The following is a 13768-nucleotide window of genomic DNA, read 5'->3' as shown; positions in this document are numbered from 1 at the left end:
TGTGGCGCCTGCCGCCTTTGCGGAGCTGCCCTGTCACCTTGGGAATGGATGCGCTGCGCCTGTGAAGGGCCGCGCTGGATGAGCCATGCAGAGGTCATGTACGCCATCGCCTGTTCGGTTCCATCGCCCCTGCACGTACGTGACTTTGTCCGCCTGGCCCACCGCGATTACGGACGCAAGATCGGTACCGCGAGTGCCAATGCGGTGCTGTCTCCTGACCGGCGCTTTTGCTGGGCCGGGCAAGGAACGTACGCCTTGTACCGCCATGGACTCTTGCCCGGCCCCAGGAACCTGGAAGGGGCAAGCCGACTGGTTCTGCTCGCGGTCAGCGAGCCCATGACCGTGGACGCACTGGACTACTGTCTGAAGCAACTTGGGTACCGGTACAACGTGGCTTCCCTGAAGAACGCGGTCAGAAGTTCCAAGTGGATCACGTGGCAGCCGGATGGACGGTGGGCGCATACGGTGGGAGAAGCCGCCGAGGCCGAGCTGCGACGCGAGATTCCAGTTGTTCCGGACAGCCAACATGCGGCATGGACGGGCCTGCGAGATGTGCTGGCTAGAGATGTGCGGGGCTTCATAGCCCAGCGCTCGCAGAGACTTCGGAGTCTCGGCAGTCCGCACCGTTTCGGCCTCAACTGGGACGAGGACCCAGGAGCGTTGACGCTGCCTACGTGATGCTTGGCTCTCATCCCAAATGCGGCTCCGAAAGGGCCAGGTCACATAGCCCGTGACCTGGCCCTGTTGCTCGCTCGGGGCATCAAGCACCACACGGTCGGGAGGCCGGGAGGTGATTGTGTGAGCGGAGTGGCTTGGTGCCCTAGTTCCTGGGCTTCTTCCGCGTCCTCTTCTTTTTCGCCTTGGCCTGGGCTTTTGCCTTCTCCTTGGCCTTCTTGGCTGCCTTGCGGGCCTTCTCCGTCTCGGCCTTGCGCTGAAGCGGGACCAACTTGGCGGTGGCCTCGGCGGCGTTCTTGCCGACCTGAGGCAGGACGCTCTGGTAGATGTCCCGAGTGATGCGGGTGTCGCTGTGCCCGAGGGTGTCCGAAACGATCTTGATGTCGATGTCGGCGGCCAGCATGAGGGTGGCAGCACCGTGGCGCAGGTCGTGCAGGCGGATCGGCGGGAGGCCGGAGGCGGAGACGAGCCGCTCGAAGAGGTCGGTGACCTTGCCGGGGTGCAGCCAGGAGCCGTCCTCCTGAGTGAAGACGTGCCCGGTGTCCACCCAGGCCGATCCCCACTCCTTGCGGTCCGCGTCCTGTCGTTCGCGGTGTCGCTTCAGAACGTTGACGGTGTCGTCGTCGAGCGCGACGACGCGGTATCCGCTGTCGGTCTTGGGGTCGGATGCCTCGACCTCCCAACCGTCTTGCACGAGCTGCGAGGAGACGGTGAGGGAGTGCGTGTCGAGGTTCGTCTCCGACCACGGCTGCCCGCACGCCTCACCACGGCGCAGGCCACGGAAGGCGATCAGGTGCCACATCGCGTACAGCCGGTCCTCGGCGACGAAGTCGAGGAAGGCGCCGGTCTGTTGGGGCGTCCAGACCATCACGGGCGACGGCTTCTCGCCCGTCTGCTCCCACTTGGCGACCCGCTCGTCCGTCCACACCAGCGCCTTCGGCTTGCGTACGGGATCGATCTCGACGTGAGCGGCCGGGTTGAACGTGACGATCTGCTGCCCGATCGCGTCGTTCAGGGCCGCGCGGAGCGTGGCTTTGACGTGCAGGCGCGTGGCGGGGCCGGTTATGCGACGGAAGGGCGGCATCTCGTCGATCGCGGCCTTCATCGCCTTGCGCCGGGCTCGGTTCTCCGCGCCCTTCCACGGCACGGTCGCCAGCTCGTCGATCGCGGCTCGCCGTTGAGCGTTCTGCTCCAGGATCTGGGCGTTGGCGTCGCGGATCTCCGTGAACATCTCGCTGAGGTGGCTGACGCGCAGCCGGTCGAGGCGCCGGTGCCCGATGTGCGGCTTGAGGTGTACGCGGATATCGGTCTCGTAGCGGCTCAGCCCGGACTTGCGTATGCGCTTGCCAGCCAGCCACCGGTCGAGCCACTCGCTCACGGTCAGGCTGCCGATGAGGTCCTGGCCGGCGTTGAGGCGCCGCCGGGTCTCCTCGACGTCGGGCAGGGGAGTCTTCTCGCTGCTGACTTCCGTCAGCATGGCGGCGATCAGTTCCGTGCCCTCGGGATCGTCCGACTCGGCCAAGCCGAGGAGGGCGCGTACGTGGTCGAGGTCGGCCTGGGCGGCCTTGCGGCTGTCGTAGCCGCCACGAGCGAAGGACCTGCGGCTGCCGTCCTCGCGGGGCGGCAGCTCCTGGCGTATGGAGTACGTGCAGTGGTTCCTGCTGTTGCGCTTGGGGCAGGCCGTGCCGAGTTCCTTGCCGGTCTTGGGGTCGCGGCAGGAGCAGCGGCGGTAGGTGGAGCCCTTCAAAGATCGTTCTCCTCGGTGGGGTCAGTATCGGGCGGGTCGATGTCGGCGAGCTGCGAGGGCAGGTGGGGTGGGGTGCCGCCGCTTTCGCGGATGGCGTCGCGGTGATGGAGCAGCTCGCGCTTGGCTTTGGCTGCCTGGTCGGCGTATCGGGCCAAGGCGCGCTCGGCAGCTTCCCGTTGGACGCGGTTCGCGGCGGTCTTGACCTTCCAGCGTTCGTAGTCCTCGCTCTCCACGGCGGCCAGGGCCGAGCGGAGTTCGAGGTCGTGGGCCAGGAAGTGGTCGAGCATGTAGTCGGTGGCGCCCTCGGCGGGTGAGTTGCCGGTGAACCACTGCAAGGCGTCCCAGGTCGGTCGAGGGTCCTCGTAGGGGAGTTGGCGGACCTCAGCGACGTAACCGACCGGGTACAGCAGGCCGATCGGGGACATGCGCAGGGCCTTCGCGAGGACCATGACCTCGACCAAGGGGAGGACAGCGCGGCGGCCGGACTCCATGTTGGCGATCACGTTGCGGGGGATCGGGTAGCCGATCTCCTCGCATCTGTCGGCCAGGTCCTGTGCGCTCCACCGCAGTTCCTTCCGTCGTCTGCGGACCTCGCCGGCCACGGTGGCCATGACGTGGTCCTCCCATTCGAGGTCGTCGGCCTCGGTGTCTTCCTCGTATCCATGGTCGAAACGGCGTTGTGTCATGAAGACACATTAACTTGCCTAGCGTTGATTCCATGGCCTGGAGACGAGCGCGATCGCCGTGTTCGCCGAGGGCTCAGTCATGGATGGAGCGCGTATGCGCGAGTACGAACCCGTCGGCCGGGCGAAGGGTATGAGCCGAGAGGAGCTGCTGGAGCTTCCCGCCGCCGTTGACCTGGAGACGGGCAACCGGGCGCTGGGGCTCGGGCGGAGCAAGGGGTACGAGCTGGCGAAGCGCGGCCTGTACCCGTGCAAGGTGCTGCGACTGGGAAACGCCTACCGGGTGGTGACTGCGGACCTGTTGGCTCTGCTGGGCCTGGCCGCGTGAGAGCGGGGAGCCGTAGCAGACCGTTCTGCGCTGAGCTGACACAGAAATGCTGGACTGTTGCCGGGCGTGGACGTACGGTCCGTGTTCCCTCGCGATGGCCTGGCGCCCGCGAGAAAGGGGTGGGCCCCCGGCGGTGCAACGCCGGAGGCCCGAGCAACCCCGAACGGCCCTGGACGAACCAACCCGGCGGCACGGGCGTGCGAGCCCGCCACCGCCAGACGAGGAGCTGCCGAGTGCAACCCGAGAACCCCGAGCCCTATTCCGCCCCCGCGCAGGCCATCTGGCCCGCAGCGGCCCTCCCCGGCCGACCCGGCGCCCACCTGCGCGCCACGCAGGCTGACGGCGCCGATCCAAGTCCCAGCGGTGATGCGGACGCCCGTAGCGCCGACGAGGCGGAGACGCCGAGCGAGCTCGTGGAGATACCCGACGCGGAGCCGACCCACGGCTCGAAGCTGCTGGACGAACTGCGTGGGCAGATCGCCCAGTTCGTGATCCCGCCCTCGCAGGAGGCCCTCGACGCGATCACCTTGTGGGTGGTGGCGACACACCTGCAGCCTGCATGGCAGCACGCGCCGCGTCTGGCGGTGGTGGGCCCGGCGAAGCGGTGCGGCAAGTCGCGTCTCCTCGACGTGCTGACCGAGACGGTGCACGAACCGATGCTCACCATCAACACCACACCGGCGGCCATCTTCCGGTCGATCTCCGAGGACAACCCGCCCACGCTCCTGGTGGACGAGGCGGACACCATCTTCGGCCCGAAGGTCGCGGAGAAGAACGAGGAGACGCGCGGCCTGCTCAACGCCGGTCACCAGCGGGGTCGTTACGTGACCCGGGTGGTCGGCAACGACCACACCCCGCACCGCTTCGCGACCTTCGCCATGGCGGCCATCGCGGGCATCGGCGACCTGCCCGACACGGTCATGGACCGGGCGGTGGTGATCCGGATGCGGCGCCGGGCCGAGGGCGAGAAGGTCAAGCCCTTCCGCTCTCGCCGTGACATCCCGGCTCTGCATGATCTGCGCGACCGCATTGCCGCGTGGGCCAAGCCGCTGCTGGATGAGGCTGCGGACCTGGAGCCGGACATGCCGGTCGAGGACCGTGCCGCGGACACCTGGGAACCCCTGGTCATCGTCGCCGACCTGGCCGGCGGGCACTGGCCCAGGCTGGCGCGGGTCGCGTGCGCGCGGATGGTTGCCGCCGAAGCGGCGGCCGAGGAGGACCACCCCAGCGGTGCGCGGATCCTCGCCGACATCCGCCGGGTCTTCTACGCCCAGCGCGAGGTGGACAGCCTGTCCACCGAGGAACTCCTCCACCACCTGCGCCAGGACCCCGAAAGCCCGTGGGCCGAGTGGGGACGCGGCGGGCTCACCGCGCGTGAGCTGAGCAGGATGCTGCGCGCGTACGAGATCAAGCCGGGCAACGTGCGCATGGCCGACCGGACCCAGCGCAAGGGCTACATGCGCAACAAGTTCCTCGATGCCTGGCGCCGGTACTGCCCCGCCGTCCACCCCGTCGACGCCGACACCACTCGCGGCAAGGACTGAGGCCCGCCCCCTGGTTGCCGTACTTGCCGTCCCTGCCGTGATCTCGCAGGTCACACGGCCTACAGGCAAGACGCCAACCGGGGCCAAGACGGAAACGCGATCGCCAATCGCACCCCTGCCGCCAAGACGCCGTCCGTATCCGTCTTGCGCCGTCCACCGCCGTCCTGCCGTATCGCCGCAGGTTGCAGCCCTGACCACCGGGACGGAAGACGCAACACCGCCGTCCCGACCGGGGGCACGGCCACACCGACACCAGGCCCGCCAGGTCATCCCGCGCGGGTTCCGTCTCGGAGCAAGACGTCGGCAGCGCCTGCCAGGACGGCAGGCCGAGGCGGTTGCCGTACCCGCTGTGACCTGCGCCTGCAACGGCCAAGACGCCAAAGACGCACCACACCACTACCCCAGGAGTATCCCGCTTGAGGATCCCGCTCATGTCCCGTCGCCGAGACCGCCCGCCGCGCGGCGACCAGCCCGGTCCGGAGCAACCAGCGAAGACGAAGCTCCCTGCGGAGCATTACGTGCTGCGCACGGCCGGCATCGTCATCGTGGCCCTTACCGCCGGTGCGTTCTGGCTCTCCTACGCACACCTGGCCGAGGTCGCCGCCCAGCACGGACTCCGCGACTCGCCGACCCGCCGATGGGCGTGGCCCGCGACGCTGGACGCGTTCATCGTTGCGGGCGAGCTCCTCATGCTCCGTGCGGGCCTGCGCCGTGTCACTGACAAATGGGCCATCGGCGTCACCGCCATCTGATCATTCGGCTCCATCGGGCTGAACGTGGCCGGGGTGACCGGCACGCGCGAAGTCGGCAGTGTCCCGTTGCTCGACTACGTGGTTGCCGCGGTTCCCCCGGCCGCCGCGATGGTGGCCTTCGGCGTGCTGATGCGGCAGATCCACGAGCTCGTCGCGCAGCCTGTTGTCGGCCATTCGGCCCCCGGTTACGCGCAGGTGCCGGAACAACCGGCCACCACATCCGTCCAGCCCGCCGAGCTGTTGACCACCACGTTCGTCCAGTCCGGCGAGGCTCCGGCTGTAGGCGTCCGGCCCGCCGACCTGCTGGTTGAGCCCGGCCCGGCCGCTGAGCCGTCGGCTGCCGTATCCGTCCAGTCGCCGGAATCGCCGACCGATGCTGCAGCGGGCAAGTTGCGCGGTGGCCGTCCGCCCGGCGCCCCGCTCCAGGTGCTCGTGGAGATCGGCCGGGCTGCTGCCGCTGAGCAGGGCAAACTCACCCGGGCCGTCGTCCGGACGGCGGTTGAGGACAAAGGGCTGACGGTCGGCAGTAAGCGGCTGACCGAGGTGATGGCCATCCTCCGGGCCGAACTCGAACCCTCCGCCGAGCCCGATCTGCCCGGCGGCTGACCGGAACCGCTGCCGGGTGACCGGAACCCTTCCGGCCACCCGGCCCGCCGGTCACCGTCCCGTGTAACGCGTGATCGTCCACACCTGTGGATGAGGTGGCAGCCGTCCGAACTCCGTCTGATCTTCGCGTTGCCCCGCGCGCCCTCCCCACGCTTTCTGGAGAACCGTCCATGACGCACGACCCGCTCCACCCCGAGAACGCCCCCGACGAGCTGCCGCAGCTGACGAAGTCCCCTACGCTGATGGACCGTTGGCGCCGTGCGTTCGGACGGGGTGCCCCTGGCGGAGCCAGTAGTACCCCGAGTCCGACTCAGGGCCGGTCTTCGGGGGTCTCCGCCCCGGGGGTGGCGGAGACGGCCCAGCGCCAGGGGGCGCCAGGCCAGGACGTCAGGGCCGAGGGCGGCCCCGACGAGGACACACTCCACACCGTCCAGCGCGAGACCCTGCGCCCCGTACGCGCCACCGACACCGCTGAGGCTGTCGGCGGTGAGCCTGTCGTGAAGAGCGTCCAGCCCACGATCCGCCGCTTCACCGGCACCAAGCGCGTCGTCCGCGTCGGCCCCCTGCGCTTCACCGGCGACGAACACATCCAGCTCCAGGAGGCAGCCGCCGAGCACGGCTACAAGGGCGACTCCGGCTTCGCCGCCGACATCGTCCTCGCCTTCATCGCCGGCCGGTTCACCGCCAACCTGCCCCTGTCCGAGGACCGCCGCCGCACCCACATCTTCCGCGCCCAGGTCCTGCGCCAGCTCAACCGGATCGGCGTCAACGTCAACCAGATCGCCCGCGCCCTCAACAGCGACCACACCCCACCCGACATCCGCCAACGCCTGACCGAACTCCACGACCTGCTGGAGCTGATCGCCGAAGCCCTACGCCGACCTGTCGACCCGGAGACAGAGATGGAGGCGTCCGCGTGATCGCCGCCATCAAACCGGCCGGGTCCAACACCCGCGGCCTACTCGCCTACCTCTACGGCCCCGGCCGCCAAGACGAGCACCTCGACCCGCACATCGTCGCGGGGTTCGCCATGCTCGGCATGCCCGACCCCGGCCGCGACGAGAACGCCACCCTCACCGAACTCGCCCGCTACCTCAATGAGCCCGTGCGGCTGCGCAACGGCGAATTCGGCAAGAAGATCACCGACCATGTCTGGCACTGCCCCGTGCGTGCCGCCCCCGAGGACCGTTATCTCTCCGACGTCGAGTGGGGCGAGATCGCCGAGCGCATCGTCCGGGCCGCTGGCATCGCTCCGGCCGGTGACGACCTGGCCTGCCGTTGGATCGCCGTACGCCACGCCGAGGACCACATCCATATCCTCGCCACCACCGTCCGCGAAGACGGACGCCGCCCCAAACTCCACGACAGCGGCCTGCGCGTCGGCGACGCCTGCCGCGCGATCGAGAAGGACTACGGGCTGCGGCGCCTAAAGAAGGGGGATCGCACCGGCGCCCGCCGCCCCACCCAGGCCGAGATGCACAAGGCCGAACGCCTCGGCTGGGATCAGACCAGCCCCGCCTGGCTCCAGGACCGCATCCGCGCCGCCATCCCCCACGTGACAGGCGCCGAGGAATTCATCGCCTACCTCGAAGCCAGCGGCATCGAGGTCCAGGCCCGGCGCGGCCCGTCAGGAGACCTCCTCGGCTACGCCGCCGGCCGACCCGGCGACGTCAACGAGGCCGGCGAGCAGATCTACCACCCCGGAAGCAAGATCGCCCCCGACCTTTCTCTACCCAAGATCAAGTCCCGCCTCGAATCCAGCCGGCCCGAAGCACACCCCACCGCCCGCCGCAACCACCCCAGCACCCCGTGGCACCAAGCCACCGACGCCCTCGACGCCCTCCACACCGACCTCGCCGACGACACCCACGCCCAGGCCCACATCACCGCCCTCGGTGAACTACTCGAAGCCACCGCCCAGAAGGCACCCGCTCATCTGCGCGCCGAGCTCCAGGCCGCCTCCAAGGCATTCGCCCGAGCCCAGCGGTCCCAGGTACGGGCGGAAGACCGAGCCGCCCACGCTCTGCGCAGCGCGGCACGCGACATCGTGCACACCGCCAGCGGCCCTGACGGCAGCGCCTTGGCCGCCTTGGTCGCAGCCCTCGTCTGGGCCGCCATCGTCGCCGGGCGTTGGCACGAAGCGAAGCACCACGCCCACCAAGCTGACGCCGCCCGCCAGGCCGTGCAGCACCTCCAGACGGCCGCCGATCGCGCCCTCGCCCCGACGCTCGCCGAACTCATAGCCCGGCCACCCAGGGATCAAGCCCGCCGCGTTCTGGCGAGCGACGTACGAGCAGCCGTCCCCGACCACGCCGAGCGAATCCTCACCGACGCGTCCTGGCCGGCGCTCGCCACTGTCCTCGCCGATGCCGAAGCCCGTGGCCTCCAACCCCACCAGCTTCTCAAGGAGGCTGCCGCCCAGCGCGAGTTGACGACAGCCCGCCAACCGGCCCGCGTGCTGATCACCCGTATCCAGCACACCGGCCGGAACCCGGCCCCCAACCGCCGCGCCGAAGCCGCCCGCCGACGCTCGACCATCGCAGGCACGACGTCTGCTCAGGAGAGCCGCCGGACCCAGCCCTCGCGGGTGGTGGCGACACCCACTGAACAGCAGCACCGACAGCGACGGTAGGCACAAACCCTCCATGTGCCCGGCTGGCACGACCAACAGGCTGATGCTCTCGCCTTCGCGGTGGCGGGAGCATCAGCGCTTCCCGAGGCTTGCCTGCGCGCTACGCGGCTCCGGCTTCACATGAAATGCCCGAGGCATCAGCCCGTGCGATGGGCAACAGCGCTGCCCAGGCCAGGACCTCGACCAGGTGCTCGGCCAGCAAGCCGACGTGGGGATCAGGCTGAACTAGGGCAGTCGCCTGGCCGCGGGCGGTGCGCTCCCGCGCCCACTCATGGTCGAGACTGGTGAAGTCGTCGTCGATCCAGATGACGGGTGCGTCGCAGAGCCAGGGGTCGACGTGGTCGCGCTTCCACAGGTAGCCATTGGGGTGGCTGGTCGTGATCTGCGGATGCGGGAGGTCGACGTGCGGCAGGGGTGGGAGGCTGAGAAGTGGGCCGATGAGCGTGCTGGCGTCTTGCCGCCAGCTGGTGCACCAGACGGGGGTGACCAGGCCGGTCCGGATCACGTGCATGAGCAAGGGGCCGTGCGCAGGGTTGAGCCAGATGGCGACCGGGTCGTCAGCGGACCGGCCAGTGGGAACCACGTCGTGGCGGGTGTGGGTCGCCGGGCCAGCCCCTTCTGCGTCCGGGAAGGGTATGAGGATGCCGTCGATGTCGAGGAGCAGGTAGGGCGGTCGCATCGGTTTCTCCCAGAGAGCCGGGGCGGAAATCAGAGCTTGCGCGCGGTGATCAGCAGGGTGGTGGGCCAAATTCCGTGACGGGCGTCGTGGAACTCCTGCGCTGAGGTGAGCCACAGGCCGGAGCGGTCGAGGTGTTTCTCCCAGCGGTTGGCGTCGAAGTCCCAGCGGGCGATGGGTAGTCGGGTGCGGTCGGGGAGGGTGACGAAGTCGCGGCGGGGACGGTCGTTGGTGGTTGGGTGTAGGCCACCGCGCTGAGGGTGAGGGACCGAGAAAGCAAGGGGGCGCCCGGGTTTGAGGTGCTGGGCGATGGCCGGGAGCAGAAGTTCGGGGGCTACGAGGCCGACGGCGCCGAAGACGGAGTAGATGGCGTCGAATTGCTCGTCGGAGGCTTGTAGGTAGTGCAGGGCATGGCCAGCGACGAAGGTCAGGTTGTTCAGTCGCCCGTAGTGCGAGCGGGCTCGGCGGACCTGGAGGCCGACGAGGTCAACGCCCGTGACCTTGGCGCCGTAGCGGGTGGCGAGGTGGGCGGCGTTGTGGCCGGGGCCGCAGCCGAGTTCCAGCAGTCGCTTGCGGCGCAGGTCCGGGCCGAGGATCTCGGCTCCGGGTCCGGTGCCAGGCCGCGTGGTCCACTCCATCCGCGCGGGGACCGAGAGTGGCTCGGCAGGGTTTGCCGTGGTGCGTTGTAGGGCGTGGACGTACCAGGGGGAAGCGTGGGCGAGCACCTAGACCTCCAGGAGGTGGAGGACGTCGGTGAGGTGACGGCGTACGGCCTTGATGTAGGCGGGGTCAGTGGCCGGGTCGTTGATCCAGCGGATCGACTGCTCCATGAACCACTCAACGGCCCACATGCGATGCCAGCCCAGGGCCCAGTTCTCGGCGGTGAGCCCGCCGCGCCGGGTGAGGGCGTCGGGGGTGCCGCCGACGGTAACGTACTGCTCCAGGAAGACACGGAGGCGTACGGGGTCCGGGGTGTCGAGGGTGCCGTGCCAGCTGGCGAGGTCGAGCAGGCCGGGGCCGGTGAAGGCGCGGGCGAAGTCCAGCAGCCGCCAGCCGTGGCTGCTGATGTGGAGGCTGGTGGGGTGGAACTCGGAGTGCACCCAGCCGAACGGAGCCACCGTGGCACCGGCCGAGCGGGTCTCGGCGGCCTGGGCGATTCGATCGAGCGCGTCCTCGATGTCGTCCGCCTCCTGCCACCGCTCGGCCTTGCGGAGCCGGGCGAGGTGCTCCAGGGCCCTGTCCGGCAGCGTGCGGAGCCGGGCCTGGTCGAGCACGGGCAGGGCGGGAGCTGTGCGGGTGCCGTGCAGGACCACGGCCGCGGCGGTGCCGTCGAGGTCGTCGGCGTCGCGGACGGCGGGGGCGAGGTCCTCCATGAGCATGCCGAGCCAGCCGTCCAGGACGGCGGAGGCGTGGAGCTGCGGGACGGGAACGCCGAGCGTGCGCGCCAGACGGAGAGCTTGATCCTCCCTGTCGAAGGGCCGCTTCGCGTACTTGAAGATCGCGTTGGTGGCGTCGGGGAAGGTCAGGCGCTCGACACCGGACATTGACCACACGCGCACCTCCTCGCGCACGGTGGTGGTGCGGCCGGCCATGGTGAGCAGGTTGTCGAGGAGTTCGGCGCTGGGGTTCGCGGTCACGTGGGGGCTCCAAGGAGGTTGGGGGCGTCCGGGGCGGGCGAGCCGTGTCGGCCCGCCCCGGAGCCTGGTGTGCGGTGTTACGCGGCTGGGCTCACGCGGTGGGCGTAGACCTGCTCGATCCATCCGGCCTTGAAGGCCGCGAGGTCGTCGCGGAAGGCGGCCATCGAGGCACCGTAGGGCGCCACGACACCGCCGGTCTGGTCCGGCACGGACTGGCAGCCGTGTACGAGCCTGCCGCCGAGGGCGGCGTGAGCCTTGATGGACTCGATCCGGCGGTGCTCGTTGAACCAGCCACCGTGGTAGACCTCGTCCAGCATCCCGCCCATCTCGTCGTCCAGGTCGAAGACGACGGAGGTGGCGGCCGGGAAGAACCAGCACGGGCCGACGTTGGAGATGTGCCCGTCCAGCTCGACCTTGTTCAGTGCCATCAGCGTGGCCGCCTCGCGCAGCATCCGCAGATGCTCGGCAGTGATCTGCGGCAGGCCGAGGCCGGCGAGGTGCTCGTCGCGGAACAGGTACGCGTACACCGCGTGGGCGGTGGACAGTACGCGGGCGGCATCCGAGGTGGACTCGGCGTGGGCCTTGATGAAGTCCAGCGCGAGCTGCTCGACCGCGCTCTCGGTCGTCTCGTCCACGTCCAGGAGCTGGGACTTGACCAGCTCCCAGTCGGCGACGAGCCAGGAGCTGGACTCGAAGCGGAAGAAGTACTCGGCCGGGTCGATGGTGATGCGCCGGCCGTCGACCTGGATGCCGGGCAGGCGGCTCCAGCGCTCGTCGAACGCCTCAGGCAGTACGACCGTGATGGCCGCAGTGTCGATGGTGGTCACCGTGTCTCCGTCTCTGATCGGCCGGGTTCGGGCACAGGAATGCCCGAACCCGGTGTAGGCGTACGGAACTTCGGGGGCCGCCCGGCCGAAGGGGGGAGCCTGGTCACGGTGTCGGACCGGGGTCGGGCGGCTGATGATTAGTGAACCCTCCGTCACGCACAGTGGGTACGGTGAGAGGCAGTTGAAGCGGTATACGCGGTTTACAGCTCCTGAGCGGAGGCGATCGTGGCAGCAGCGCCGAGAGGTCCCAACTCCCGCCTGCGTGACGTCATCGAGGCGATCGGCTGCACCTACGAGGCTCTGGCGAAGGACATCCGGCGTATCGCGGCCGAGAACGGCGAGACTCTCCAGACCAACAAGTCGGCCGTCTCGCACTGGGCAAACGGCACACGCCAGCCGACCGGGCGGACCGGCCAGTACCTCTCTGAGGCGCTGTCCCGCCGAGCGGGCCGCACCATCACCTCGGTCGAGATCGGCCTGCGAGCACCCGAAACTGCGGTGTCGGAAGAGCCCGATCCTGTTCTGGCCGCCACCGATCTGGGCCGTGCCGACGTCGAACGCCGCCGTTTCCTTGCCGTGGCTGCTTTCACCACGGCCGGCGTGGCTATGCCGCTCTTCTACGACCATGAGGCCACCGCCCGCATGCTGCGGGCCCGCACCGGCAGCTCGCTGGTCGGGATCGAGGACGTGGAGGTCGTACGGCAGATCACCGCAGCCTTCAGCGCGGCTGACGAACGCCTCGGCGGCGGCCACGGCCTGACCACCGTCACCGCTTACCTCGCCGACACCGCCGCCCCCATGCTCCGCGGACGCTTCCCGAACGAAGCCTTACGGCAAGCGGCCTTCGGTGCCGTCGCCGAACTCGCATACCTCGCTGGGTGGAAGCACCACGACCTCGGCCAAGAAGGCGCCGCCCAGCGCTACTACCAAATCGGCTACCAACTCGCCTGCGAAGCCGACCCGCGCGGTCACGCCGCCTGGATGATGCGCGCCCTCGCCCATCAGGCACTGAGTCTCAAGCAGCCCCACCACTGCGTCGACCTCGTCGAAGGAGCCCTCACCCGCGGTCTGGGCCAAGTCGACGGCCAGACCGAGGCGCTGCTGCACATCACCCACGCCCGCGCCTATGCCGCCGTGGGCGAGAGGCCCGCGGCGGCCCGCGCTTTGCTCGCTGCTGAAGACGCCCTCCTACGTGACGACGGCCTTCAGCCCAGCTACTCACGCGTCAGCGGACCGGCCGCCGGCACTGTCGCCAGCCACACCGCCCGCACCCTGACCGACCTCGCCGACCATGTCGGCACCGAGCAACAGCACCGCAATGCCCTGGTGCGCTGGGACCCCGAGAAGTACAAGCGCGTCCACGCCCTCACCTACGCCGACCTCGGCGACAGCCTCGCCGCCCAGGCCCGAGCCGACGAGGCCGTCGCCGCCTGGTCCCAGGCCCTGACACTCATGGAGGGCATGACCTCCGACCGCACCCGAAAGGCCATCACCTCGCTCCGCTCCACCCTCTCCATCTACCAGCGCCGCAAAGTGCCCGGTGCCGCCGAACTTGCCCGCCGCGCGCGTGAAGCGCTGGCCTAAGCTGCCACCAACCGGCCGACGAAGGGACACAAGCCGTGGCTCAGCGGACAACCGACGACCAGCCCAAAGCCCTCCCG

General features: G+C 69.5%; 14 protein-coding genes. 8 read left to right on the top strand and 6 right to left on the bottom strand.

Features of this window, described 5'->3' with window-relative positions:
• The first annotated feature begins 96 nt into the window (after positions 1-96).
• Positions 97-678, top strand: coding sequence for a hypothetical protein (locus FNH04_RS08040; RefSeq protein WP_152781791.1), 582 nt, complete (start codon positions 97-99; stop codon positions 676-678).
• Between the two features lie 142 nt (positions 679-820).
• Here FNH04_RS08040 and FNH04_RS08035 read toward each other — a convergent pair whose 3' ends face one another.
• Positions 821-2422, bottom strand: coding sequence for a tyrosine-type recombinase/integrase (locus FNH04_RS08035; protein ID WP_152781787.1), 1602 nt, complete (start codon positions 2420-2422; stop codon positions 821-823).
• A complete protein-coding gene (locus tag FNH04_RS08030) occupies positions 2419-3108 on the bottom strand; it encodes a helix-turn-helix domain-containing protein (RefSeq protein WP_152781785.1) in 690 nt (229 codons plus the stop codon). The genes FNH04_RS08035 and FNH04_RS08030 overlap by 4 nt, the downstream gene beginning before the upstream one ends.
• A 94-nt stretch (positions 3109-3202) precedes the next feature.
• On the opposite strand from FNH04_RS08030, the gene FNH04_RS08025 reads away from it, so the two are divergent.
• The 6 genes from FNH04_RS08025 to FNH04_RS08005 all read left to right on the top strand — a co-directional run bounded on the left by FNH04_RS08025 (position 3203) and on the right by FNH04_RS08005 (position 8967).
• On the top strand, positions 3203-3433 hold the full coding sequence (locus FNH04_RS08025) for a hypothetical protein (protein ID WP_194236598.1): 231 nt from the start codon (positions 3203-3205) through the stop codon (positions 3431-3433).
• 233 nt (positions 3434-3666) lie between these two features.
• Positions 3667-4977 (top strand): DUF3631 domain-containing protein, encoded by a 1311-nt coding sequence (locus tag FNH04_RS08020; RefSeq protein ID WP_322722739.1) that lies wholly within the window; start codon positions 3667-3669, stop codon positions 4975-4977.
• A gap of 431 nt (positions 4978-5408) precedes the next feature.
• Positions 5409-5729: a DUF2637 domain-containing protein gene (locus FNH04_RS48955; protein WP_322722738.1), complete on the top strand. Its 321-nt coding sequence runs from the start codon at positions 5409-5411 to the stop codon at positions 5727-5729.
• Between the two features lie 33 nt (positions 5730-5762).
• Complete coding sequence (locus tag FNH04_RS48950; RefSeq protein ID WP_322722737.1) at positions 5763-6335, top strand: hypothetical protein; 573 nt, start codon at positions 5763-5765, stop codon at positions 6333-6335.
• Positions 6336-6679: 344 nt separating this feature from the next.
• A complete protein-coding gene (locus tag FNH04_RS08010; protein ID WP_322722742.1) occupies positions 6680-7255 on the top strand; it encodes a MobC family plasmid mobilization relaxosome protein in 576 nt (191 codons plus the stop codon).
• Positions 7252-8967, top strand: coding sequence for a relaxase/mobilization nuclease domain-containing protein (locus FNH04_RS08005; protein ID WP_322722736.1), 1716 nt, complete (start codon positions 7252-7254; stop codon positions 8965-8967). The genes FNH04_RS08010 and FNH04_RS08005 overlap by 4 nt, the downstream gene beginning before the upstream one ends.
• A 100-nt stretch (positions 8968-9067) precedes the next feature.
• Here the strand turns inward: FNH04_RS08005 and FNH04_RS08000 are convergent, their stop codons facing one another.
• From FNH04_RS08000 to FNH04_RS07985, 4 genes are all read right to left on the bottom strand, one after another.
• Entirely contained in the window at positions 9068-9646 is a 579-nt protein-coding gene (locus FNH04_RS08000) for an HAD domain-containing protein (RefSeq protein WP_152781781.1), read from the bottom strand.
• 29 nt (positions 9647-9675) lie between these two features.
• Complete coding sequence (locus FNH04_RS07995) at positions 9676-10368, bottom strand: class I SAM-dependent methyltransferase (RefSeq protein WP_322722735.1); 693 nt, start codon at positions 10366-10368, stop codon at positions 9676-9678.
• On the bottom strand, positions 10369-11280 hold the full coding sequence (locus FNH04_RS07990) for a phosphotransferase family protein (RefSeq protein WP_322722734.1): 912 nt from the start codon (positions 11278-11280) through the stop codon (positions 10369-10371).
• A 77-nt stretch (positions 11281-11357) separates the two neighbouring features.
• Positions 11358-12107: a hypothetical protein gene (locus FNH04_RS07985; protein WP_322722733.1), complete on the bottom strand. Its 750-nt coding sequence runs from the start codon at positions 12105-12107 to the stop codon at positions 11358-11360.
• Between the two features lie 225 nt (positions 12108-12332).
• On the opposite strand from FNH04_RS07985, the gene FNH04_RS07980 reads away from it, so the two are divergent.
• Positions 12333-13691 carry a tetratricopeptide repeat protein gene (locus tag FNH04_RS07980; protein WP_322722732.1) on the top strand — a complete coding sequence of 453 codons (1359 nt, stop codon included), beginning with the start codon at positions 12333-12335 and terminating at the stop codon, positions 13689-13691.
• Positions 13692-13768: the final 77 nt, after the last annotated feature.

This window comes from Streptomyces phyllanthi (genome assembly GCF_009377205.1).
Lineage (GTDB): Bacteria > Actinomycetota > Actinomycetes > Streptomycetales > Streptomycetaceae > Streptomyces > Streptomyces phyllanthi.
This window is presented reverse-complemented; position numbering and strand designations above follow the sequence as displayed.